The organism is Candidatus Schekmanbacteria bacterium RIFCSPLOWO2_02_FULL_38_14, assembly GCA_001790855.1.
In the GTDB taxonomy this organism is placed as follows: domain Bacteria; phylum Schekmanbacteria; class GWA2-38-11; order GWA2-38-11; family GWA2-38-11; genus 2-02-FULL-38-14-A.
In genome coordinates, this window is sequence record MGDH01000028.1 from 19,243 (window position 1) to 42,323 (window position 23,081).

The window sequence follows — 23,081 nt, forward strand, 5'->3', positions numbered from 1 at the left end:
CGCTTATCTGTTTTTATACATCCTTTCATAGTATCGCATATATTCACCACTTTTTATTTTTAACCACCAATTCCTGTTTTCTTTATACCAGTTTATTGTATCTGAAATTCCATTCCCAAAGTCATACTTAGGACTCCACCCTAATTCATTCTTTATTTTGGTTGAATCTATAGCATATCTCCTGTCATGACCAAGTCTATCCTTGACAAACTTGATTAAGGATTCCCCCTTACCAGTTTTATTTAAAATAAGTTTTGCTATATCTATATTCTTCTTCTCGCAATTACCGCCAATGTTATAAACCTCTCCATCTTTCCCTTTATGAAGAACAACATCTATAGCCTCACCGTGATCCTTCACATGAATCCAGTCCCTTACATTAAGACCGTCTCCGTAAATAGGCAATTCTTTGCCTTCAAAAGCATTTGTTATGAGTAGAGGTATGAATTTTTCAGGAAACTGATTTGGTCCATAATTATTAGAACATCTTGTTATAATAGAAGGAAATCCATATGTTTCAAAATAGCTTCTGACTATTAAATCCGCTCCTGCTTTGCTTGCTGAGTACGGGCTGTTAGGCTGAATTGGAGAATTTTCTGAGAAACAACCTGTTTCTCCTAGAGTCCCGTACACCTCATCAGTTGATATCTGCATAAATCTTTTTACCTTATTTTTTTTTGCTGCCTCTAAAAGAACCTGGGTGCCAAGAACGTTTGTCTTTATGAAGACAGATGGCCCTTCAATGCTTCTGTCAACATGGGATTCAGCTGCAAAATTTACCACTGCATCTACATTGATTGTAATTTCATTAACAAGCTTTTCATCAGCTATGTTACCTTTTAAAAATTTATAATTTGGAAAATTTTTAATATCATCAAGATTTTCTAAATTCCCTGCATAAGTAAGAAGGTCAAGATTTATAACTGAATAATTGCTATATTTTTTAATTATATGCCTGACAAAATTTGAGCCTATAAATCCTGCTCCGCCTGCAACAAGTAATTTCATATAGCTATCCTTTTAGTTGTGAATAATATTCACCTCAACCTATTTGCTCCTGTTTCAGCCACTAAATTTGTTGCTCTTCTTAATGACTCAAATGTACCAGCATCAGTCCACCATCCATCCAATATCTCCCATTTCATCTCACCTTTTTTTATATATTCATTGTTTACATCCGTAATCTCAAGCTCTCCCCTGTCTGATGGTTTTTGCTTTTTTATAATCTCAAATACAGTGTTATCATACATATAGATTCCTGTGACTGCAAATTTAGATTTTGGGATTTTTGGTTTTTCTTCGATGCCAACAACCTTATTTCCTGACAATTCTGGAACACCAAAGCGTTCAGGATCAGGAACTTCCTTTAGTAATATTTTTGCGCCATTTTTTTGGTTTCTAAAGGATTCCGCTTGTATTTTTATGTTCTTTTCAATTATATTATCTCCCAAAATGACGCATATTTTTTGCTCCTTTGCAAAATGCTCTGCTAATCTCAAAGCCTCTGCAATCCCTCCCTCACCTTCCTGGTATGTATAGTTAATATGTTTTAGACCAAATTCTTTTCCGTTTCCAAGGAGTTTTAAAAAATCACCAGCATGATTCCCTCCTGTAACTATTAAAATATCATCAATGTCTGCATTAATCAAAGCCTGCAAAGGATAATAAATCATTGGTTTGTCAAACACAGGAAGCAAGTGCTTGTTTGTTATCTTTGTCAGGGGATGAAGACGGGTACCATGACCTCCTGCTAAAATAACTCCTTTCATTTAAAAACTCCTTTCACATCAATCAACACTTTTCCACTAAGTTTCTCCCTGTCTATACTATAAAATTCCCTGTGATTTACAAGAATAACCAGAATATCACTTTTCTCCAAAACCGTATCTATAGTCAGCCATATTAAAAGTTTTATTAACCTTAACATATTGATAGTATCTATTATCTTCCTATCAATAATCTACACCAAGTACATCATACCCTTTTGTTGCCAGCATGCTTGCTGTTGGTAAACCAATATAGCCTAAACCAAGAACACAGATTTTTTTCATTATCTTAAGCTTCTTTTTAAAATTGATACTATTCTGTTAGACGCTTTTCCGTCACCATAGGGGTTATGAGCCTTGCACATCCTATTATACTCTTTTTCTCCATCAAGCAGTCTCTGAGTTTTTTTTACTATTTCGTTCTCGCCAGTACCTACCAACCTGACTGTGCCAGCCCTGATTCCCTCAGGTCTTTCAGTAGTATCCCTCATTACCAATACCGGCTTTCCTAGGCTTGGGGCTTCCTCCTGAATCCCGCCAGAATCAGTCAAAATCAGATGTGATTTCATCATAAGACAAACAAAAGGCTTATAGTCCAGTGGCTCAATCAGTTCTATATTCGGGACATTGCCAAGAATTCTGTTTACCGGTTTTCTAACATTTGGGTTTAAATGAACAGGATAAATGATTGTCAAATCTTGATTTCTATCTGCAATTTTTTTCAAAGCTTTACAGATATTCTCAAACCCTTTTCCGAAACTCTCTCTTCTGTGACCAGTAACTAAAATGATTTTTTTATTGAAATTAATTCCTGCTAACCCTTTGAACTTTTTAACCTTTGAACCTTTTAACATATCAACAGTCATCAGCAATGCGTCTATTACTGTATTTCCTGTCACAAAAACTCTTTTTGAATCTATTCCTTCATCAATAAGATTCGTTTTTGATGTTTCTGTAGGAGCAAAATGATAATCTGCTACAACTGTTGTCATTCTCCTGTTTATCTCTTCAGGGAACGGGCTATATTTGTTATCAGTTCTCAAACCTGCTTCAATATGGGCAATTTTTATCTTTTCATAAAATGCAGCAAGAGACGAAGCAAAGGTTGTTGTTGTATCTCCCTGTACTATAACCAAGTCAGGTTTTTCTTTTTTTAAAACTTTGGAAATCCCGCTCAATATCAGCTGGGTTATTCCATCTAAGCTCTGGTTGTCTCTCATTAAATTCAAATCATGCTTAACCTTTATTTTGAAAAGGCTAAGCACCTGGTCCAGCATTTTTCTGTGCTGAGCAGTAACACAGACTAGTGTCTTAAAATTCTTTTTATCCTCTTCCAGTTTTTTAATTACAGGAGCTAATTTAATAGCCTCTGGTCTTGTTCCAAAAGCAATAATTATTTTATGCATATTTAGTTTCTAAGAATTATTGTATTTGTTTGTTATTTTCTCTATTAACTGTGTAGTTGAAAATCCTTGAAAAATAGGAATCAGTTCTACTTTTCCGCCATAAGCCCCTACCTCTTTATGCCCGACTACCTCGCGAAGCTTATAGTCCCCACCCTTGACAAGAACATCAGGTTTTATTTCGTTGATTAATCTCAATGGTGTATCCTCTGAAAACAAAACAACATAATCCACGCAGTCAAGGGCAGATAAAACAAGAGCTCTTTCTTTTTCAGAAACAAGAGGCCTCTTTTCTCCCTTAAGCCTCCTAACCGATTCATCATTGTTAAGTCCGACAATAAGAACATCACCAAAAGATTTAGCCTTCTGAAGTAAAAAGACATGACCAGTATGAAGAATGTCAAAACATCCGTTGGTAAATACAATTTTTTTATTATTAGCCTTAAGTCTGCTTACGGTTGATGGAAGTTCTTTATCCGTCAACAGTCTCTTCACCAGAGTAAAATCATCTATTTTCTTTAAAATTTCTTCTTTTGAAGCAATGGCTGTTCCAACTTTTCCTACAACTATCCCTGCGGCTATATTAGCAAGCTTGGCACAGTTTATAACATCAACGCCTGAAAAATATGCAAAACCAAGAGCCGCTATTGCTGTGTCGCCTGCACCTGAGACATCATAAACCTCTTTTGCTTCTGCTTTTAAATTAACTGCTTTTTCTCCTTTTCTGTATACTGACATTCCATCCTTACCGCGGGTTATAACCAGCATGTCACAATGAGTTTTTTTCATTATCTTCTCAGAGGCTTTATATATCTCATCATCGCTACAAGTCCTGTGTGAAAAGTCTAATTCTGTGCCTGACGCAAGCTCAAGTTCCTTTAGATTCGGCGTAATTATTGTGGCTCCTCGGTACTTTCTGTAATCTCTGCCTTTTGGGTCTATAACAACATCTTTTTTTTCTCTTTTAAAAATTTTCATCAACTTCGCAATGAAATCCTCAGTCAGAAGCCCTTTGGCATAGTCAGACAGAATTACCCCATCAAAAAACTTTATTTTCCTGTCTATAAAAGAAAGAATTTTTTCATGGACTTCTTTTTTTACTGGAGCTGTAGTCTCCTGATCAATCCTTACTACCTGCTGGTCATGGGCAACTACTCTTGTCTTTAAAGTTGTTTTTCTTTTACTATCTAGAAATATCCCTTTATTCCCAATTCCAGCTCTTAAAATAAGTTCTTTTAAAAGATTTCCATTCGCATCATCCCCTACAACAGAGCACAGTTCCACTTTAGCCCCGATATCTATAAGATTGTGAGCTACATTTGCTGCACCACCCAAGGCATAATTTCTAGAATCTACCTTTATTATCTGAACAGGAGCTTCAGGAGAAATGCGGTCTACCTTCCCCCAGATATACTCATCGAGCATAATATCGCCAATGACTAAAATTTTAATTTTATTTCTTCTTGCTAGTAAATTTCTTAATTTTTCCATTTTCTTTTTTTTAATCCTCGCGGTTGGTTGTCATTCCGCAGTATCAACCTTCACCTTTAAGTCTTTCAAGAATGGCAGCTGCAAGTAAAGGGAATAATATCTCATACTGTCCTATTAAATTTATACCTTTGCCACCTTTTAATGTTGGTCTTCTGACAACATTAGTAAGAGGTCTGTAATGTGATATCATATCAATATTAACTGTAAGAAAATTTTCTAATTTAATCCCGATATTTCTGCATACTGTAACTGCTTTTAAAAACACTTCTGGAAGTATTACAGCTGAACCCATATTAATCCATATCCCACCATCCAGTGTGCTTACCACTGAACATATAGCTCTGAAATCTAAAAGACTTGCCTTTCCGATTGCCTCCCCGTCAGCATCAGGGTCCATGTGAATAGTATCAGTACCTACTGCAACATGAATGGTAACAGGGATGCCCAGAATCAGTGCATTATAAACAATGCTTAAATCTTTATATGGCAAAGATTCTTTTTTGATTATTTCTCCAAGAGCCTTTCCAAAACCTGTGCCTTTTGACGCTCCATTTTTAACAGCTTTATTCAATGCCTTCCCTGTTTCTAAAGCCATTCCAAAAAAACCTTCTTCTATCTGGGACTCAACATCTTCAGAAGTTCCGCCAATCAAAGCAATCTCATAATCATGAATAGCTCCTGCTCCATTCATCGCTATAGCTTTTATAACTCCATTCTTCATCAATTCTATTACTAATGGTGAAAGACCACATTTAATTACATGCGCCCCCATAGCTAACACAACCGTTTTATTATATTTTTTTGCCCTTAAGACACCATCAATAAGATACTTCAGGTCCTTCCCTCCCAAAATATCTGGCATTGATTCAATCAACGAAGAAACGCTTTTACCTCTCTTTAAACAAGCAAAGTCTTTTACAGAAACCAAATTTTTTCTGTCTTTTATTGGGTACTTTTTGATTTTCTTGAGATTTAACTTGGAAAACCTGTTCATGTTTTTCACTTTTATACTGCTTTTTTTATAGCCCGGATCGCTATCTCCTGCTGGTCATTGCCTAATTCAGGATAGATTGGAAGAGCCAGAGCTTTTTCAGAGGCAAGTTCAGAGTCAGGAAAGTCTCCTTTTTTATATCCCAGATATTCAAAGCATTTCTGCATATGGAGAGGAAGAGGATAATATCTTCCATATCCAATTCTTCCTTCCCTGAATACTTCTTCAATCAATTTTATTTTACTGCTCATTATTACATACTGATTATAAACATGGAAATTACCATTCCTGCAATAAGGGGTTTTTACAATACCTTTAAGACCTTCATTATAAACCTGAGCCTTTTTATTACGCAGTTTTGTCCACTCATCAAGGTATTTAATCTTAACCAACAAAACTACAGCCTGCATTGTATCAAGCCTGCTATTTACCCCAATCATGTAATGATAATATCTTTCCTTGGAACCGTGCGCTCTTAAGGCTTTCAGCTTTTTTGACAATTTTTCATCATTGGTAGTAATCATCCCTCCCTCGCCAAAACAACCGAGGTTTTTTGAAGGATAAAAGCTAAGGCACCCAGTATCTCCTATACTGCACGCCTTCACCCGGTTGGAATCTTTAGTCTGGTATTCTGCCCCAATTGCCTGCGCGGCATCTTCTATAATTTTCAGATTATATCTTTTTGCAATTGCAACAATAGCCTCCATATCAGCACACTGCCCAAAAAGATGAACCGGAATTATAGCCTTTGTCCTTTTGGTAATCTTTTCCTCAATCTTGTTTGGATCAATATTGAATGTATCAATATCTATATCAACAAAAACGGGACGTGCGCCAACTCTTGAAATTGCAGACGCAGTTGAAAAAAAGGTAAAGGGAGTTGTAATTACTTCGTCTCCGTTGCCTATATCAAAACCCATAAGCGATAAAAGAATGGCATCACTGCCAGAACCGACTCCTATTGAAAATTTTGCACCGCAATAATCAGCAACAGCCTTTTCCAACTCTTCAACCTGTGGACCTAAAATCAGATTCTGCAGTTCCAAAACCTCATCAAATCTCTCCCAAATCTCTTTTTTAATGGCTCTGTATTGTGTTGCAAGGTCAAGGAATGGAACTCCGTTTATGCTTTTTTCTTTATTACTCATACTAAAAGTCTCTCACCTTTCTTATTAATAAAAAATAGTGTAAATCCTGTGCTAAATTCCATCTAAAGTTCCCCGCAGCAAGTTGCATAGAGCCTCCAAACAAGCTGTGAAGAATACGCTAACTACTCAATTTCAAAATGATAAATTAGGTGTTCATTTATAATATTCTTTTTAAAACTGTGTCAACAAATAATAATCTTACCGTTATTTTTTTAATCACTTATAAGATAACCCTTCTTATAAAAAAACAGAGGTTTTGAATTCAGGCTATCAGCAATAAATATATTTATTTTACCATCCTGCTGTCCAACAAAGAGATATATTTTATCTTTATCCTTTAAAAATGCAGGGGTTGCATACCGGTCAACTTTTACATAATCAAAACTGTTTTTTATCCTCTCCCGTACCGGTTTCCCATCTCTCCCCATTTCATAATGATATCCCCTAATATATCCATGCAGTGCTATAGCATCCGTAAATTAGGGCATTTCTAAATTGGCAAAAACAGGACATTTCTATTTTGGCTTGACATTCCTAAAATAAATGTTGACATTAATCCAGCTTATAAGATAGTATTCCACAAAATAAAATCTGTAATAATATTAAACTTTGCAAAGAGCTTTTAAAAGAATCTCAAAATAAGTATTGACATAATCACAGAAAATAATTATTATGAAATTTATAAGGGGTTTATTTAATAAATCATTAGAAAATCCTCTATAGTATTTAAAAAAGTTGACAAAAGCTGTGCATTCAGCTTTAATTAGGGACAAAGTTTTTATATGCTTCAAGTTATCGAATTAATAATTACAAAATTTTGTTTAATTAAGGAGGTGGTTTAAACCAATCTGATAAGGTGAGTTTGTTTTAAATAGTTTAAGATAAAAGGTTTTAAAAAAAAAATTTAGGAGGTGGAAAATGAGAAAGAAATTATTTGTTTTATTGGGTATTCTTGTTTTGGCAGTAGTATTTACATTATCTACAACAATGGCTTCGGCAGCAAGCAAACAATTCGTTGTAAAATTCGTTAAGCAGGGGACGAAAAAACTTACGCTGGCAAAACCTTCTGCTAAAGGAGTAGTTACTAAAAACCTTACTGGGACAGCGGGTTCTAGGCCAAATATGACGATTGTCTACAGTGCACTCAAAAAAGGTACTACAAACGCTACACTGACTCAAACATATACATCAAAAGTGGCTGGTGATGTAAGAGAACTTGTCCTGACTGCAGATTTAACAATAAAAACTAACAAAGCAGGGAGTAAAATTTCTAGCTTAACTATAATAGATAACTCATTCCACTATAATGGTACAGATAGTAAGGGCGCATCATTAGAGGGTGATGCTGAAGTCGACCCAACAGCTGTTAAAGGCAAATTAAAGACTATTACAGTTAATATGAACTCTCTCCTTGACAGCGTTGAAAGTAAAATTGATACAATTACCAACAAAACTGGTAATTATAATTATACTTGGACGCTCTCTAACATGCCAACAAAATACAGTGGAAAACTATTTAAGACGCTGAAAGGAACTCTCACTATACAATAAGTTCCGTGACAAAAAAGTTTTATTAAAAGCCCCGGTTTATCCGGGGCTTTTTTATTTCTTGTTTTTTTAAAATCCCTTCTGTATAATTTTTTTTATATTTATTAAACACCTTTTGTCTTGATTTGAAATTTAAACTTTGTTGTTTAACCCAATAAGAATTTCTTCAATGACATTTACTGAGTTCTTGAGAAACCTGATTTATTGTCATTGAGAGATAAGCGAGATAATCTCAGCTAAAAGTTGAAAGATATCACTCTTCACAATTATATTTACAAATGATTCCATCTGACATCCAGATTTTAAAAAAAGTTAGACAGACTATAGAAAAATATAATCTGTTTGAGCCCGGAGATAAAATCATTGTTGCAGTTTCAGGTGGGGCTGATTCAGTTTGCCTTCTCAATATTTTAAACTCCCTTAAAAAAGACCTTAACATATCCATTCATATAGCCCACTTAAACCATCTCCTGCGGGAAAAAGAATCAGAAAGGGATGCAGAGTTTGTCAGGGAAACAGCAGAATTATTATTACTTCCCTTCACTATAGAAAAAAGAGATATCAAGGCACTTAAGAAAAAACTCAAAACATCAACTCAGGCAGCAGCCCGCACAGCAAGAATTGATTTTCTTCAAAGGTTGAAAAATAAAATAAACGCATCAAAAATCGCCTTGGGACATACCCTTGATGACAGGGTTGAAACTGTTTTAATAAACCTCATCAGGGGAAGCGGAGTATCAGGAATCGCAGGAATGGATTTTTTTAATCAGAAATATTCTATAATAAGGCCATTGATGGATATAACAAGAAAAGAAGTTGAAACATATCTCAGCTCAAAGAAAATAAAATTTGTAACAGATTCATCCAATGTAAAAAAAAATTATTTGCGAAATAGAATTCGCCTTGAACTTATCCCGTTACTTGAAAATTCCTTTAACCCTCAAATCAGAAAAAGAATCGCAGATACTGCCCAGATACTTTCAGCAGAAGACGTCTATCTTGAGACACAGGCTGAAGAATTTTTTAAATTTATTCTCACCAAAGGCTCTAATGACCTCTGGTCCACAACTAAACTAAACAGGCAAGACATCAATGAATTAATTTTAAATATTAATTTAATGAAAGTCATCCCTGTTCCAATTGTTTACAGAATAATCAGAAAAGCCTTATGGAGATTAAACAGCAATATCACAAATCTATCCTTTTCCCATACAGACAAGGTTTTTTCATTAATTACTGAAGGCAGGACAGGTGCTTCTCTAAATCTTCCAGGTAAAATTAAAGCCCAGAAACTCTACAATAAAATAATTTTTTCAAAATCAGATAAAAAAGAATTTCAATCCCTCAAAGAAACAAAAGTGGCAGTGCCAGGAAGAACAAAACTCTTGTATTTGAATAAAACCTTAAACACTGTTGTTCTTCAGAAAAATTCTGTAAAATTTATTACAAAAGATAAAAATCTCGGATTATTCGATTACCAGAAAGTTAAACTTCCCTTAACCATTAGGAACAAAAGGGATGGTGATATTTTTATCCCTCTTGGAATGGATAAACAAAAAAAATTAAAAAAATTTTTAATTGACATAAAGTTTCCTCAATGCAGGAGAAAAGAAATCCCTCTTCTTGTTTCCAGTGAAGAAATAATGTGGGTTGTTGGGGAAAGGATAAGTGATAAATTCAAAGTTACAACTTCAACCAAAGATGTCCTGCTTATAGGTCTTGTCTAAATCCCGGAACAAAATAAAGTTTTTCTTGATTTTCTCACCATATTCCATATTATAAAAACAAATTCACAAATAAAGGGCTCAAAAAAACAATGGATTTAGTTCCCACAGGCATTCCTGGTATGGATGAAATTTTATACGGCGGCTTGCTCAGGGAAAACTGCATACTCATTGAAGGTCCTGCCGGTTCAGGTAAAACAACAATAGGAATGCAGTTTATTTATAATGGAATTGTTAAATATAATGAGCCTGGCTTGATAGTAACCCTTGAAGAAAAGCCCAAAATGCTTTACCGGGATGCTTCAAACTTTGGATGGAACCTGAAGGAACCCGAAAATCAGGGAAAACTCAAAATACTTCCAACCTCCCCGCAAGCAATAATTGATATGCTTAATAATCCTGAGAGCCACTTTCACTGTTTTTTTGAAGAATTAAAAATAAAACGGATTCTTATAGACTCTTTAAGCCACTTCAGAAGAATTACAGATGAAGATATTGAACTCAGAAAAATTTTAAATAAATTTCTTTACAGCCTCACCACAAAACCTGCAACGATTCTTTTGACCAGAGAGATTGATTCTACAGGCGAAAATGGAATATCTCTTGAGGAATATATAGTGGATACTGTTATTAAAGTTTCCTATGATGCAAAGGGAAGCCGCAAGAGAGAACGTTTTATTGAGATTATAAAAAGCCGTGGACAGGATCATATTTCAGGAAAACATCCCTTTGTTTTCGACTCAAAGGGTATTCAGATATTCCCATCTTGCCAGATTAGAGACTACGAGGTAGAAGATATAGAAACTGCTTCTCATGAAAAAATCAGTACCGGAATACCGGGATTAGATAAAATGCTTTCCGGAGGTTTAACAGAAGGAATGGCAACAATTGTTGCGGGGAGCAGCGGAACAGGCAAAAAAACTCTTGGTCTTCAGTTTCTAAATGAAGGGTTTAAAAACAGAGAGCCTGGCATTTTTATAACTCTCCACAACAAGCCTGAAGATATAGTAAATATGGCTTTTTCATATAACATAAACCTAAAAGATGCCTTAAAAGATGGGTTGCTTGAAATACTGTACCGTTCCCCGACAGACTTGATTGTAGATGAGCTGCTTTACTCAATCAAAAAAACTTTTAACCAGATGAAAGTCAGAAGAATAGTCCTTGACAGTTTATCAGATTTAATGAGCAGTATCTCAGACGAATCCTATTTGCGGGATTACATCTATACCCTGATAGACCTCTTTTCAACCTTCAAAGCCGCTTCAATATTAACTCTTGAAGTCACAGAAATGTTTGGGAATTTCAGGATTGCCAATCAGGAGCTCTTTGGGCTTATACCAACTCTAATCTCCTTAAGATATGTTGAAATGGAAAGCGAGGTAAGGAGAGCTCTTTCTGTGCTTAAATTCAGAGGGTCAAACCATGATAAGGGTATACATGAATATATTATAACAGATGAAGGAATCAAAATAAAAACAAAATTTGAAGGAAGAGAGGGAGTAATGAGCGGTTCCCCCAAAAAAACAGATTTAAAAATAGAAGATATCCTTGCTAATATGGAACAATACGAAAGGACTTTAAAAAAACTTAAAGGAAAAGACAAGGAAGAAGAGATTAAGATATAAGATGCATATTACATCTGATAAGTTTATAAAAGAAATTGCCAACACATTCAACAAAATAGAGATATTGAGTTTTTTCAATGAAAATTCTGGAACCATTGACTCTGCTGAAGGAATCAGCCAGTGGATAAGCAGAAAAAAAGATGAGATTTTACAGGACCTTGAAGATTTAGTTGACAGCGGTGTTCTGCAATCAGAAAAAGCAGGAGATTCCACTCTTTACAGATATTCACCCACGAATCAACTCCATAAAATAATTTCAAATATTCTCACAACAAAGAAACTATATCAGAGTAAAATCAAAGAGCTTGAGAAAGAAAAAGAAAATATTGAAGACCAGTTTTTAAAAGAAATTATCAGAGAAAAAAGCAAGACCGGAACAATAATAGAAAGTATGAATGAAGGTATTCTGGTGCTTAGCAAAAACCTTCAGCTTCTTACAATAAATAATGTGGCTAAAGATATTTTTTCTATTAAAGAAGAAAAAGTATTGGGCAAGAGACTTTCAGAACTCACTGAGAACAAAGAAAATATACAGAAAATAGAAAAAATTCTTTTTTCTGGTAATAACTCTGAAGAAGACCTCTTGTTTGTCTTTAATAAAAACAACATCTATAAAATAAGCTTTTCGCTTTTAAAAGACGAGCACACTAAAGAATTGATTGGTTATGTTTTAGTATTCAATGACATAACAAAAGAGAAGGAAACAGAAAAAATAAAAACTGAATTCATATCAATGTTTACTCATGATCTTAAAAACCCTCTGAATGCAATTATTTTAAACTCTGATTATCTTATTGAAAAAATACAGAAGCATGATGATGATACTGAAGCAAATTTTTTAAAGATGATAAACGACAGCGGAAAACGAATTCTCAGAATAATTGAAGACTTCCTGAGTGTTTCCATAATCGATGCAGGAATGTTAAAATTGAATTTCGATGAAGTTAATTATGATAAGCTTCTTTCATTAACTGCTTATACTTTTTCCTTTTTTGCAACTGAAAAAGGGCTGCAGATTGAAACAGAAATTCCATCTGGCTTTTCTTCTGTATGGGTCGACCGCCTGCAGATGGAAAGAGTTCTTGAAAACCTGCTCAGCAATGCCATTAAATTTACTCCAAACGGAGGAAAAATAAAAATTTCAGCCTTTGAGAAAAATGGTTCAATTTTTACCTGTATTTCAGACACAGGAATCGGCATTTCAAAGGGAGATTTGCCGAACCTCTTTAACAAGTACTACAGAAGTCAGAAAGTAAGCAATATAAAAGGAACAGGGCTCGGGCTATCAATAGTAAAATCTATAATTGATGCCCATAAAGGAGAAATAAGCGTTGAAAGCGAGGAAGATAAAGGAACAACATTTACCTTTCAGCTACCAATTGGAAAGCCATGATAAATCTGACGGAGTTTATAGTTTTAAATTCAGGGCTTAACTGTTTTTCTATTTTTCACAATTATTTTTATAAGCAACTAATGTATTTTTTAAAAGCATTGCTACCGTCATAGGGCCAACCCCTCCAGGAACCGGAGTTATAGCGCCTGCCACATTCTTTATTTCCTCAAAGTCACAGTCTCCAAAAAGTTTTCCATCTATTCTGTTTATTCCGACATCAATGACTATTGCATCATCTTTTACCATATCTCCTGTAATAAACTTTGCCTTCCCAATAGCAGCGATTAATATATCAGCCTGTCTGGTAATCTCTTTTAAGTCTTTTGTCCTTGAATGACAAATGGTGACCGTAGAATGTTGGTGAAGAAGCATTAGCGCTGTTGGTTTTCCGACAATATTGCTTCTTCCAACTATAACAGAATGCTTGCCTTTTATTTCGCTCCCTGTTCTCAGTATAAGTTCTATTATTCCTGCGGCAGTACAAGGTTCCAAAAAAGCCCGGTTTAATACCAGATTTCCCATATTAATAGGATGGAGCCCGTCAACATCCTTTTCCGGGCTTATTGCATCCACTATTTTGTTTTCATTTATATGCCCCGGCAAAGGAAGTTGTACCAAGATTCCATCAACTTTTGCATTTTTATTTAAATCTGATATCAAACTTACTACATCACTTTCAGAAACATCGCCCGGCAGCCTTTTCACTTCTGAACAAATTCCAACTTCAGAACAAGCCTTGCTTTTTCTGCCTACATAAATCTGCGATGCCGGGTCATCTCCGACCAATATAACGGTTAAGCCGGGAGGCCTTTTGTATATAGGATTAAGCTGTTCGATTTCATTCCTTATTTTATCTCTTATCTCTTTTGAAACTGCATTCCCGTCAATAATCATTGGTGACATATATATTCTCTTCCTTATGAACAAAATAGTATCTCATCTTCTCTTAATTGCTACTGAAAGTTAAATATCAACATTTTCTGTTTCGCCGGGTTTTTTGTTTTTTCTTCCCTCTGATTCTTCAATTTTAACTTTTAAAATCTTCTCTTCCCCGTCTCTTAATACTTCAACATCAACCTCTTCCCCGGGAGTTGTATCTGCAACCATTCTTGGTAAATCATTTTTTTCTTTAATCTCCCTGCCATTAAATTTTACTATAACATCACCGGCTTTTAATCCTGCTTTAAAAGCTGGACCATTTTCTCTGATTTTCTCAATATAAGCGCCTTTTTCATCCTGCAATCCTGATAGTGTTTTTATTCCCTGAAGAATCCTTGGCACCAACACACCCAGCCATCCTCTTGTCACTTTTCCATTCTCCTTAAGCTGCTTAATTATCTCTTTTGCCGTATTTGTTGGAATTGCAAACCCCAGCCCCTGAAGGCCATTTAAATTCAATGTGTTTATTCCAATAACCTCTCCTCTTGTGTTTATTAACGGTCCCCCGCTGCTTCCGGGGTTAGTAGAAGCATCAGTCTGGATAAAATCATCATACGGGCTAACACCGATAGACCTGTTTTTTGCGCTTACAATTCCTGCTGTTACTGTCTGTTCCAGCCCTACAGGGCTTCCTACTGCCATTACCCATTCCCCTACATCAATCTTGTCAGAATCTCCAAACCTTGGAACTGTGAGGTTTTCAGCCTTATCAATTTTTATTAAAGCCAAATCAGTTATAAAATCTTTTCCAATTATTTTAGCATCAAATTCTTTCCCACCCTCTAAAGAAACCTTGATATCATCTGCATTTGCTATGACATGATTGTTGGTTACAATATAGCCGTCCTTATCAATAATAATGCCTGAGCCAAGATTCCTCCTGTCGCTATCATCAAAAGGCTTATCAATGTCTTTGTCTGGCAAGTCATTAATCCAAAATTTATTTTTAAATTTTTTGCCTCGAATTTTCAAATTCCCTTTTTCAAGAGGTTTTGTGGTATAAATATTGACCACTGATGGCTTGATATCCCTTGCTATCAGAACAAAAGATGGAACTGCTTGTTTTTCATCTTCTATTGTCTGGCTGAACGTGTTTAGTGGCAGTATTGAAAGCAAAACAAGCCAAATGAAAAAATAATTTATCTTTAATCCTGCTTTGTTTTTTTTAAGAATCATTCCCTTCTCATCAAATTCTGAATTCATTTTTTAATTTATCAGCTGGAAACTTATCTCATTTTAACCCTGTATAAAAAACCAAAAAATTTCTATCTGAATAGTCTATAAAAAGCAATCCTTTTTCTTCATTTTGACAACGATAACTGAAGCAGCTAAAACCAGAACACAAATCCAGGCAAAAATATCGCCGTACAAGGTATAAATTGTTTTATTTTCCATAAGGTAAATGTCATTTTTCAGATACCCTTCAACAAATACACCACTACTGCATATAATCTCCCCAACAGGGTTTATAAAGCCTGATATTCCTGTATTTGCAGCCCTTGCAATATAAACCTTATTTTCCACTGCTCTGAAAACTGTCATGGCAAAATGCTGATAAGGAGCTGCGCTTTTGCCGAACCAGGCATCATTTGTAATAGTCACCATAAACTCACCACCTTTTTTTATGAATCTCCTGACAAGCTCAGGAAATATTATCTCAAAGCATATAACAGTCCCGAATTTTCCTTTTGAAAAACTAAAAACAGTCTCTTCTCTTCCTGATGTAAATGACCCGATATCTCCAATAATATCACGGAAAAGATTAATCTTTAATATCCTCTCAAAAGGAATAAACTCGCCAAAAGGAACAAGATGAATTTTATCATATCTTTTAAGAATCTTAAAATCAGGAGAGAGAAGAAATGCGCTGTTAAAGCTTTCAGTTTCATATTTCTGAGTATTGTCATAAGCAGGACTTCCGGTGAGCAAATAAACTTTTTTTTCTCTAAGATAATTCAATAAATAGTCCAAGTATATTCCCTCTGACTGCAGGTAAAACGGAGTAGCAGTTTCAGGCCAGATAACAAGGTCAACATTTCCTCCTTTTATTGCTTTATCTGTTAACTTCTGATATCTTTTTATTGTTTCTTCCTGGTAATTTCTGTCCCATTTCTTATCCTGTTCAATATTCCCCTGTATCACAGCAATTACCAATTTATTTTTTATAGTTTTTTCTGTTGTACTGCTATGATAATAAAATTCTTCTATCTGTTTTTTACCATAGTTAAAAAAACAAATCAGCATCAATACTACCAAGATAAGATAGGATATAACAATTTTATCACTTGAAAAAAAATCACCAACACTCCTTTTTTTGAATTTCATTTTGGAAAGAATTAAAAAAATACAGGAATTTACTGCCACTATTATAAAAGAAATCCCGTAAACCCCTGTTACATCAGCAACTTGAATCAGGTTCAAACTTCTGTACTGGGAATACCCTAAAAGAACCCATGGAAATCCTGTGAAAAGATGAGTCCTCAGAAGCTCTGTGCAGACCCACACAAATGGCGCAAGAACCCATGCCAGGAGACTAAGCTTAATCTCTATGTAGGAAACAATATAAGCAAATAATCCAAAGAAAAGCCCCAGATATACTGAGAATACAAGAAGAATCATCAGGCTGACTGCAACAGAAATATGTCCATAATTTATCATTGTGTTTATTATCCAGTAAATAGTTCCAAGAAAAAATAAAGTTCCGCATGTCCATCCAGCAAAAAAAGCCTTAACAGGTCCTTTATTTATAAGGACATAAAAAAATGGAACAAAGGCCATCCATGCAAAAGAAGATATATCGAATTTAGGAAAAGTAAGTATCAGAAGAGAACTAGAAAGAAAAACAAGAACAGTATCTTTTATTTTTGTCATTTATTTTTCACTATTATTAAATTGTCAATTTCAAGCTCCCTGCAGCAAAATGCAGGAAATATCCAAATGTATGGAACATTTTTTTGTTGATTCGTTCGCTATGTTTTTTCAAACTTAACTAATGTAAAATCTATGGTGTGTCAACTAGAGATTTCAGAAAACTCTTATAAACTATTTGACAAAAAAAGCTTTTTGAATAGAATTTGCGCTCATGAGACATTTAGTGCCTTCTAATATTTTGACGTTAAACCCATATTACCCGGGAAAACCCATTGAAGATGTAGAAAGGGAATTTGGGATTAAGGATTCCATTAAACTTGCTTCAAACGAAAATCCTCTCGGGCCATCTCCAAAAGCCTTGGCAACTATAAAAAAATATCTAAAAAAGATTCATTTATATCCTGACAGCACTACATATTATCTCAAGCAGATACTTTCAAGCTATCTGAAAGTTTCTGAAAAAAATATTATCATAGGAAATGGTTCGAATGAAATTATAGAGCTTATAGCCAGAACATTTTTAACCCCACAGTCTGAATCTGTTATTGCGGACCAGGCATTTATTGTTTATCAGATGATAGTTCAGGCAGTAGGGGCAAAAAAAATAATAGTTCCGCTTAAAAACTACACCCATAATCTTCTTGGTATGGCTGAATGTATAAACAAAAACACCCGTATAATATTCATAGCTAACCCGAACAATCCTACAGGAACTATTGTCAATGATGAGGTATTCGAACAGTTTCTAAACCTGGTGCCTGAAGATGTACTTGTGGTTTTGGATGAAGCTTATATGGAATATGTAACAGACAAAAACTACCCGAATTCAATTCAGTACCTGTCAACCAGAAATAATCTCATTATTCTCAGAACATTTTCAAAAATTTATGGTCTGGCAGGATTACGCATAGGCTATGGCATAGCAAATCAGGAAGTAATTGAACTCTTGAACAAAATCCGTCAGCCATTTAACGTTAACTCATTAGCACAGGTTGCAGCCATTGCAAGCCTTTCTGATGAAGCTCACGTAAAAAGGAGTCTGGAAAATAATGAGGAAGGTAAAGCCTATCTTTATAATGAATTTGAGAGGCTTGGGCTATCCTATGTGCCAACATCGGCAAACTTCATATTAGTTCACTGCGAGCAGGACTGCACAATCCTCTCAAATAAGCTTTTAAAATTAGGTGTAATAGTCAGGCCCATGAGAAGCTATAACTTCCCTAACTCTATAAGGGTTACAATCGGGCTGCCAAAGGAGAACAACAAATTTATCAGTGCACTAAAAAAGGTTTTATCTCATTAATTTATTAAAACAAAATTTTGGGAGTTTCCGATCGCACTTGAGAAACCTGCCTCGTACTTGATACGGGGAACCCAGTCCTTCGACAAGCTCAGGATGCATGGTGAGCCTGTCGAACCATGGATTCCTGCTTGCGCCTACTGGCAGGCAGGCAGAAATGATAACAAGAAATAAGAAAAGATAACAATGAAATTTTTATTTAATAAAATAGCTATAGTTGGACTCGGATTCATAGGAGGTTCTTTGGGGTTAGCAATTAAAAAGAAAAAGATAGCCAAAGAAATCTTAGGGATAGACATTGACCAGAAAAACTTATCTGTGGCTAAAAAACTTAAAATAATAGATTATGCATATAACCTCAAGTCCAAGAGAATTGGATTCAAAAATATCAAACTGGTAATAATAGCAACCCCGGTAAAAAGCATAGCCAGGATAGTAAAGGATATTCTGCCTGTTCTTGACAAAGGAACTGTTATAACGGATACAGGCAGTGTAAAAATGTCTATTATGTACGAAATCGAAAAAATCCTGCCAGATGATATATTCTTCATTGGTGGCCACCCGATAGCAGGTTCAGAACATTCAGGTGCCAAATTTTCTGATGAAAATCTGTTCGCAGGAATGAAAACAGTTCTTACTCCAACCGCAAAAAGCGACTCTGCCTCTTTAAGGTCTGTAAGAAATCTCTGGAAAAGAATTGGAAGCAAAGTAGTGTTAATGACTCCCGAAGAACACGACACAATTTTTGCTTCTGTAAGCCATCTGCCTCATGTATTGGCGTTTTCCATGATAAATACGATTTCCAGCCTCAACTGCAAAAACAAAAATATTTTTTCTTATACAGGTGGAGGCTTCAGGGATTTTACAAGGATTGCCAAGAGCAATCCATTGATGTGGCATGATATAGTTTTTGAAAACAAAAATCAGATTTTAGCCTCCATGGATTATTTTATTGCTTATCTTGAAAATATTAAGAGTTTAATCAAAAGAGGAGAGTGGAAAAAAATCAGGAATGAATTTTCAAAGGCACAAAATATCCGCAGAAAATTAAATTAAGAATTTATGATAATTTCACCTGTAAAAAAAATTGAAGGATTCATAAAAGTTCCCGGAGATAAATCTATCTCACACCGCGCTGTTATTCTGGGCTCAGTTGCCAAAGGATTGACAGAGATCCATAATCTCTCTCCCTGTGAAGACTGCATCAGGACTGTGACCGCTTTTAAAAACATGGGGATTGAGTTTTCATTTACAAAAGAAAGCGTAATCGTAAAAGGAAAAGGGCTAAGGGACCTATCAGAACCTCAGGATGTTCTGGACCTTGGCAATTCAGGAACCTCTATCAGGCTTCTTACAGGAGTTCTTTCAGCACAGTCTTTTTTCTCAGTGCTGACTGGTGACCAGTATCTTTTGAAAAGACCCATGGACAGGGTGATTATCCCTCTTACCCGGATGGGGGCTAAAATATCAGGAAGGGCAAATAACCGTTTTGCACCCCTTGCCATAAAAGGAGAAAAACTCAAATCAATAAGTTACACTATGCCAGTTCCAAGTGCCCAGGTTAAATCTTCCATCATTTTAGCAGGAATATTTGCTGAAGGAACAACAAGAATCACAGAAACTGCTTTAACAAGAGACCATACTGAAATTATGCTGAGTTCATTCGGAGGTAAAATCTCCAAATCCAAAGAAATAATAGCTGTTGACGGAGGGCAAAATCTTGAAGGAACAAAAATTTTTGTCCCTTCAGATATCTCATCTGCTGCATTCCTTTTGGTGGCTGCTTCACTTCTCAAAGATTCTTCAGTCACTATAAAAGATGTTGGTATTAATCCTACCCGTACAGGCATCTTGGATATCCTGAAAGAGATGGGAACAAGGATTGAAATATCAAATATGAGTTTAAAAAATGGTGAGCTTGTTGCTGACATTTCAGCTTCAACATCAGAACTTCACGGAATTTCCATTGATGAGGAAATAGCTCCAAGGGCAATAGATGAGTTTCCAATTATCTTTATTGCTGCAGCTCTGGCAAAAGGAAAAACTCATATCACCGGAATAAAGGAACTGAGAATCAAAGAAAGCGATAGAATTGCTACAATGGTAAAAGGGTTAAAAAATATGGGAATCAATGCAGTAGAAGGGGAAGGAGAGGTAACAATCGAAGGGGCTGAAAAATTCAGAGGAACTAAAATTAACAGCTTCGGAGACCACAGAGTAGCAATGGCTTTTTCAATAGCTGCACTACTGGCAGACTCAGAAACCCATATTGACGATGTAAAATGCATAGATACTTCATTCCCGGGGTTTTTTAATATATTGGAAAGTGTTGTGAAAAGCTGAAAGGGTAATCCATTGAGAAAAAAGCCTATAATAGCCATTGACGGCACTGCAGGGGCTGGTAAAGGTACTGCAGGAAGACTTCTGGCTGAAAAACTTAATTACATTTATGTGGACAGCGGTTCTATTTACAGAGCATTAGCACTTAAGGCTATTGAAAAAAAAATAGATTTAAACAAAGAAAAAGAATTGACAGAATTGACTAAAAATACTACCTTGAAATTCCAAAAAAAAAATAACGCTGTCAGACTGTTCATTGATGGCAGGGATGTATCAAGTGATATAAGAAGTGAACAAATAGGTCAGGCAGCTTCTATGATTTCTGCTAAGAAAGGAGTGAGGGAAGGTTTATTAGGTATACAGAGAAAAGCAGGAGAAACCGGTGGAATAGTGATGGATGGAAGAGATATTGGCACCGTTGTTTTCCCTGATGCAGAAATAAAGTTCTTTCTCGATGCATCACTAAAGGTACGGAGCAAGAGAAGATATTTAGAACAAAAAGAGAAGGGGTTAAAGTCTTCTCTGAAAGATACAATCAGAAAGGTTGAAAAAAGAGACCATAATGATAGCAGAAGGAAAATAGCCCCGTTAAAAAAAGCAGATGATGCAATCTATATAGATACGAGTAAAATGACACCTGATGAGGTGCTAAAAACATTATTAAGACATTGCAAAAAAAAATTAAATAAACTAAAAAAAAAGAATATGGTTCATTAAGACATTAGGAGGTAAATTAATTCTCATGCCTTTGAAAGAAAGCAAGAAGAAAAAGATATCAGAAACCAGAAGCATAGACTCTGAGGAAAATGATTCTGCAGAGGAAAAAGCTCCCATCCCTGAAGGCGAAGATATTTTACATGAAGAGATGGAAAGGCTTTATGCTGAAACCATGAAGGAATTCAAAGAAGGAAAAGTTGTTAAAGGAACAATTATCAGGATAAACTCGGATACAGTTCTTGTTGATATTGGTTATAAATCAGAAGGAATTATTCCTATAAATGAATTCAGGAGTGAAAGCGGTGAACTTCCGTCTTTAAAAGTTGGAGATGAAGTCGAGGTTTACCTGGATAAAATAGAAGACAAAAATGGACAGATTGTACTGTCAAAAGAAAAAGCTGAGAAAATAAAAATATGGGATGAAGTTACAAGAATTTACGAAAAGAATGAAATTATAAGAGGAAAGGTCATTTCAAGGATTAAAGGCGGATTAACTGTTGATATCGGCATCAAGGCTTTTCTTCCTGGTTCACAGATTGATTTGCGTCCTGTGAAGAATCTGGACAAATTAATAGGAAAAATTCTTCCCCTTAAGATAATTAAAATCAACCAAAAACGAGGAAACATTGTTCTTTCAAGAAGAAAACTTTTGGAAGAAGAAAGGGAAGAAAAGAAAGCTGACCTCTTTGAAAACCTTAAGGAAAATCAGACAATAAAAGGAACTGTAAAAAACATTACTGAATACGGTGTATTCATTGACCTTGGTGGCATTGATGGTCTCCTCCACATAACAGATATGACATGGGGAAGAATAAACCATCCCTCTGAAATGTTTGCTCTTGGAGATGAAATTAATGTAAAGGTCTTAAAAATTGACAAAGAAAATGAAAAAGTTTCTCTTGGTCTAAAGCAGATAACAGAAGACCCATGGACAACCATAGAGAAAAAATACCCTGTTGACTCAAGGGTCAAAGGTAAAGTAGTCAGCCTGACAGAGTATGGTGCTTTTATAGAGCTTGAAACAGGAATAGAAGGATTGATTCACGTTTCTGAAATGTCATGGACAAAGAAAATCCGCCACCCATCCAAAATATTGGCAATGGGAGACAATATAGAGGCAGTTGTTTTAAATATTGATGTTGAGAATAAAAGAATTTCTCTTGGGATTAAACAGTGCGAGCCAAATCCTTGGGATTTAATTGAAAAGAAATATCCTATCGGGTCAATTGTTGAGGGAAATGCTAGAAACATTACAGACTTTGGAGTATTCATTGGGCTTGAGGAAGGGATTGACGGGTTGGTTCACATCTCTGATATGTCATGGTCTCAAAAACTTAAACACCCATCAGAGGTTGTTAAAAAGGGTCAAACTGTAAAAGCAAAAGTGCTTAGTATAGACAAAGAAAACGAAAGGCTTTCTCTCGGATTCAAGCAGCTTCAGCCTGACCCGTGGGAAAAAGTGCCTGAAACATACAGGGTTGATGATGTTGTCAGAGGGAAAATTACAAAATTTGCTAATTTTGGAGCCTTTATGGAGCTTGAGGATGGAATTGAAGGCTTAATCCATATATCAGAACTCAGCACAGAAAACGTTTCAAAGCCTGAAGATGCTGTCTCAATAGACCAAGAAATAGAAGCTAAGATAATAAGAATAGACACATCTGAAAGAAAGATAGGATTAAGTATAAGAAGTCTAACGGAAGCCAAGGTAAAAGGTGAGGTAGACGAGTATCTGGAGAGCCAGGGACAATTAGATACAAGCATCAAAGCTCTCTCTGGCAAAAACAAGGACATATGAATTAAATCTCTCTGAGGAGGTGTA

General features: G+C 35.4%; 19 protein-coding genes. 9 read left to right on the top strand and 10 right to left on the bottom strand.

Translation table 11 applies throughout. The annotated features are described in order from the left end of the window. Positions 1-3 precede the first annotated feature (3 nt). From A3H37_04765 to A3H37_04795, 7 genes are all read right to left on the bottom strand, one after another. Positions 4-1,008 carry a dTDP-glucose 4,6-dehydratase gene (locus tag A3H37_04765; protein OGL49257.1) on the bottom strand — a complete coding sequence of 335 codons (1,005 nt, stop codon included), beginning with the start codon at positions 1,006-1,008 and terminating at the stop codon, positions 4-6. Positions 1,009-1,037: 29 nt separating this feature from the next. Beyond that, the gene (locus tag A3H37_04770; protein ID OGL49258.1) at positions 1,038-1,769 is read right to left on the bottom strand and encodes a spore coat protein; all 732 of its coding nucleotides are present in this window, start codon (positions 1,767-1,769) and stop codon (positions 1,038-1,040) included. 281 nt (positions 1,770-2,050) lie between these two features. Next, positions 2,051-3,172: a UDP-N-acetylglucosamine 2-epimerase gene (locus A3H37_04775; GenBank protein ID OGL49259.1), complete on the bottom strand. Its 1,122-nt coding sequence runs from the start codon at positions 3,170-3,172 to the stop codon at positions 2,051-2,053. Positions 3,173-3,181: 9 nt separating this feature from the next. After that, positions 3,182-4,675: a hypothetical protein gene (locus tag A3H37_04780; GenBank protein OGL49260.1), complete on the bottom strand. Its 1,494-nt coding sequence runs from the start codon at positions 4,673-4,675 to the stop codon at positions 3,182-3,184. A 28-nt stretch (positions 4,676-4,703) separates the two neighbouring features. Beyond that, positions 4,704-5,654 carry a hypothetical protein gene (locus A3H37_04785; protein OGL49290.1) on the bottom strand — a complete coding sequence of 317 codons (951 nt, stop codon included), beginning with the start codon at positions 5,652-5,654 and terminating at the stop codon, positions 4,704-4,706. Between the two features lie 11 nt (positions 5,655-5,665). Further along, positions 5,666-6,799: a transcriptional regulator gene (locus A3H37_04790; protein ID OGL49261.1), complete on the bottom strand. Its 1,134-nt coding sequence runs from the start codon at positions 6,797-6,799 to the stop codon at positions 5,666-5,668. A 212-nt stretch (positions 6,800-7,011) separates the two neighbouring features. Beyond that, positions 7,012-7,227 carry a hypothetical protein gene (locus tag A3H37_04795; protein OGL49262.1) on the bottom strand — a complete coding sequence of 72 codons (216 nt, stop codon included), beginning with the start codon at positions 7,225-7,227 and terminating at the stop codon, positions 7,012-7,014. Positions 7,228-7,717: 490 nt separating this feature from the next. On the opposite strand from A3H37_04795, the gene A3H37_04800 reads away from it, so the two are divergent. From A3H37_04800 to A3H37_04815, 4 genes are all read left to right on the top strand, one after another. Continuing rightward, positions 7,718-8,350 carry a hypothetical protein gene (locus A3H37_04800; protein OGL49263.1) on the top strand — a complete coding sequence of 211 codons (633 nt, stop codon included), beginning with the start codon at positions 7,718-7,720 and terminating at the stop codon, positions 8,348-8,350. Between the two features lie 275 nt (positions 8,351-8,625). After that, positions 8,626-10,074, top strand: coding sequence for a tRNA lysidine(34) synthetase TilS (locus tag A3H37_04805; GenBank protein ID OGL49264.1), 1,449 nt, complete (start codon positions 8,626-8,628; stop codon positions 10,072-10,074). An 89-nt stretch (positions 10,075-10,163) separates the two neighbouring features. Continuing rightward, a complete protein-coding gene (locus tag A3H37_04810) occupies positions 10,164-11,699 on the top strand; it encodes a hypothetical protein (protein OGL49265.1) in 1,536 nt (511 codons plus the stop codon). Position 11,700: 1 nt separating this feature from the next. After that, on the top strand, positions 11,701-13,092 hold the full coding sequence (locus A3H37_04815; GenBank protein ID OGL49266.1) for a hypothetical protein: 1,392 nt from the start codon (positions 11,701-11,703) through the stop codon (positions 13,090-13,092). A 48-nt stretch (positions 13,093-13,140) separates the two neighbouring features. On the opposite strand, the gene A3H37_04820 is transcribed toward A3H37_04815, so the two are convergent. From A3H37_04820 to A3H37_04830, 3 genes are all read right to left on the bottom strand, one after another. Next, positions 13,141-13,995: a bifunctional 5,10-methylene-tetrahydrofolate dehydrogenase/5,10-methylene-tetrahydrofolate cyclohydrolase gene (locus tag A3H37_04820; protein OGL49267.1), complete on the bottom strand. Its 855-nt coding sequence runs from the start codon at positions 13,993-13,995 to the stop codon at positions 13,141-13,143. A gap of 60 nt (positions 13,996-14,055) precedes the next feature. Beyond that, positions 14,056-15,234 (bottom strand): hypothetical protein, encoded by a 1,179-nt coding sequence (locus A3H37_04825; GenBank protein ID OGL49268.1) that lies wholly within the window; start codon positions 15,232-15,234, stop codon positions 14,056-14,058. Between the two features lie 75 nt (positions 15,235-15,309). Then, positions 15,310-16,902 (bottom strand): apolipoprotein N-acyltransferase, encoded by a 1,593-nt coding sequence (locus tag A3H37_04830; protein OGL49269.1) that lies wholly within the window; start codon positions 16,900-16,902, stop codon positions 15,310-15,312. Positions 16,903-17,113: 211 nt separating this feature from the next. Between A3H37_04830 and A3H37_04835 the strand changes: the two genes are divergently transcribed. From A3H37_04835 to A3H37_04855, 5 genes are all read left to right on the top strand, one after another. Further along, positions 17,114-18,205 (top strand): histidinol-phosphate transaminase, encoded by a 1,092-nt coding sequence (locus A3H37_04835; protein ID OGL49270.1) that lies wholly within the window; start codon positions 17,114-17,116, stop codon positions 18,203-18,205. Positions 18,206-18,388: 183 nt separating this feature from the next. Next, the gene (locus A3H37_04840; protein OGL49271.1) at positions 18,389-19,258 is read left to right on the top strand and encodes a hypothetical protein; all 870 of its coding nucleotides are present in this window, start codon (positions 18,389-18,391) and stop codon (positions 19,256-19,258) included. Between the two features lie 6 nt (positions 19,259-19,264). Continuing rightward, on the top strand, positions 19,265-20,545 hold the full coding sequence (locus A3H37_04845) for a 3-phosphoshikimate 1-carboxyvinyltransferase (protein ID OGL49272.1): 1,281 nt from the start codon (positions 19,265-19,267) through the stop codon (positions 20,543-20,545). 12 nt (positions 20,546-20,557) lie between these two features. Further along, positions 20,558-21,259, top strand: coding sequence for a cytidylate kinase (locus A3H37_04850; GenBank protein ID OGL49273.1), 702 nt, complete (start codon positions 20,558-20,560; stop codon positions 21,257-21,259). A gap of 55 nt (positions 21,260-21,314) precedes the next feature. After that, positions 21,315-23,057: a 30S ribosomal protein S1 gene (locus A3H37_04855; GenBank protein OGL49291.1), complete on the top strand. Its 1,743-nt coding sequence runs from the start codon at positions 21,315-21,317 to the stop codon at positions 23,055-23,057. The last annotated feature ends 24 nt before the right edge of the window (positions 23,058-23,081 follow it).

What these genes read in the sequence shown, in the direction of transcription:
- A3H37_04800 (OGL49263.1), top strand. Translation starts at nt 7,718, where the DNA reads ATGAGAAAGAAATTATTTGTTTTATTGGGTATTCTTGTTTTGGCAGTA.
- A3H37_04765 (OGL49257.1), bottom strand. Translation starts at nt 1,008, where the DNA reads ATGAAATTACTTGTTGCAGGCGGAGCAGGATTTATAGGCTCAAATTTT.
- A3H37_04775 (OGL49259.1), bottom strand. Translation starts at nt 3,172, where the DNA reads ATGCATAAAATAATTATTGCTTTTGGAACAAGACCAGAGGCTATTAAA.
- A3H37_04845 (OGL49272.1), top strand. Translation starts at nt 19,265, where the DNA reads ATGATAATTTCACCTGTAAAAAAAATTGAAGGATTCATAAAAGTTCCC.
- A3H37_04790 (OGL49261.1), bottom strand. Translation starts at nt 6,799, where the DNA reads ATGAGTAATAAAGAAAAAAGCATAAACGGAGTTCCATTCCTTGACCTT.
- A3H37_04815 (OGL49266.1), top strand. Translation starts at nt 11,701, where the DNA reads ATGCATATTACATCTGATAAGTTTATAAAAGAAATTGCCAACACATTC.
- A3H37_04830 (OGL49269.1), bottom strand. Translation starts at nt 16,902, where the DNA reads ATGACAAAAATAAAAGATACTGTTCTTGTTTTTCTTTCTAGTTCTCTT.
- A3H37_04840 (OGL49271.1), top strand. Translation starts at nt 18,389, where the DNA reads ATGAAATTTTTATTTAATAAAATAGCTATAGTTGGACTCGGATTCATA.
- A3H37_04785 (OGL49290.1), bottom strand. Translation starts at nt 5,654, where the DNA reads ATGAACAGGTTTTCCAAGTTAAATCTCAAGAAAATCAAAAAGTACCCA.
- A3H37_04810 (OGL49265.1), top strand. Translation starts at nt 10,164, where the DNA reads ATGGATTTAGTTCCCACAGGCATTCCTGGTATGGATGAAATTTTATAC.
- A3H37_04825 (OGL49268.1), bottom strand. Translation starts at nt 15,234, where the DNA reads ATGAATTCAGAATTTGATGAGAAGGGAATGATTCTTAAAAAAAACAAA.
- A3H37_04835 (OGL49270.1), top strand. Translation starts at nt 17,114, where the DNA reads ATGAGACATTTAGTGCCTTCTAATATTTTGACGTTAAACCCATATTAC.
- A3H37_04770 (OGL49258.1), bottom strand. Translation starts at nt 1,769, where the DNA reads ATGAAAGGAGTTATTTTAGCAGGAGGTCATGGTACCCGTCTTCATCCC.
- A3H37_04820 (OGL49267.1), bottom strand. Translation starts at nt 13,995, where the DNA reads ATGTCACCAATGATTATTGACGGGAATGCAGTTTCAAAAGAGATAAGA.
- A3H37_04805 (OGL49264.1), top strand. Translation starts at nt 8,626, where the DNA reads ATGATTCCATCTGACATCCAGATTTTAAAAAAAGTTAGACAGACTATA.
- A3H37_04795 (OGL49262.1), bottom strand. Translation starts at nt 7,227, where the DNA reads ATGGGGAGAGATGGGAAACCGGTACGGGAGAGGATAAAAAACAGTTTT.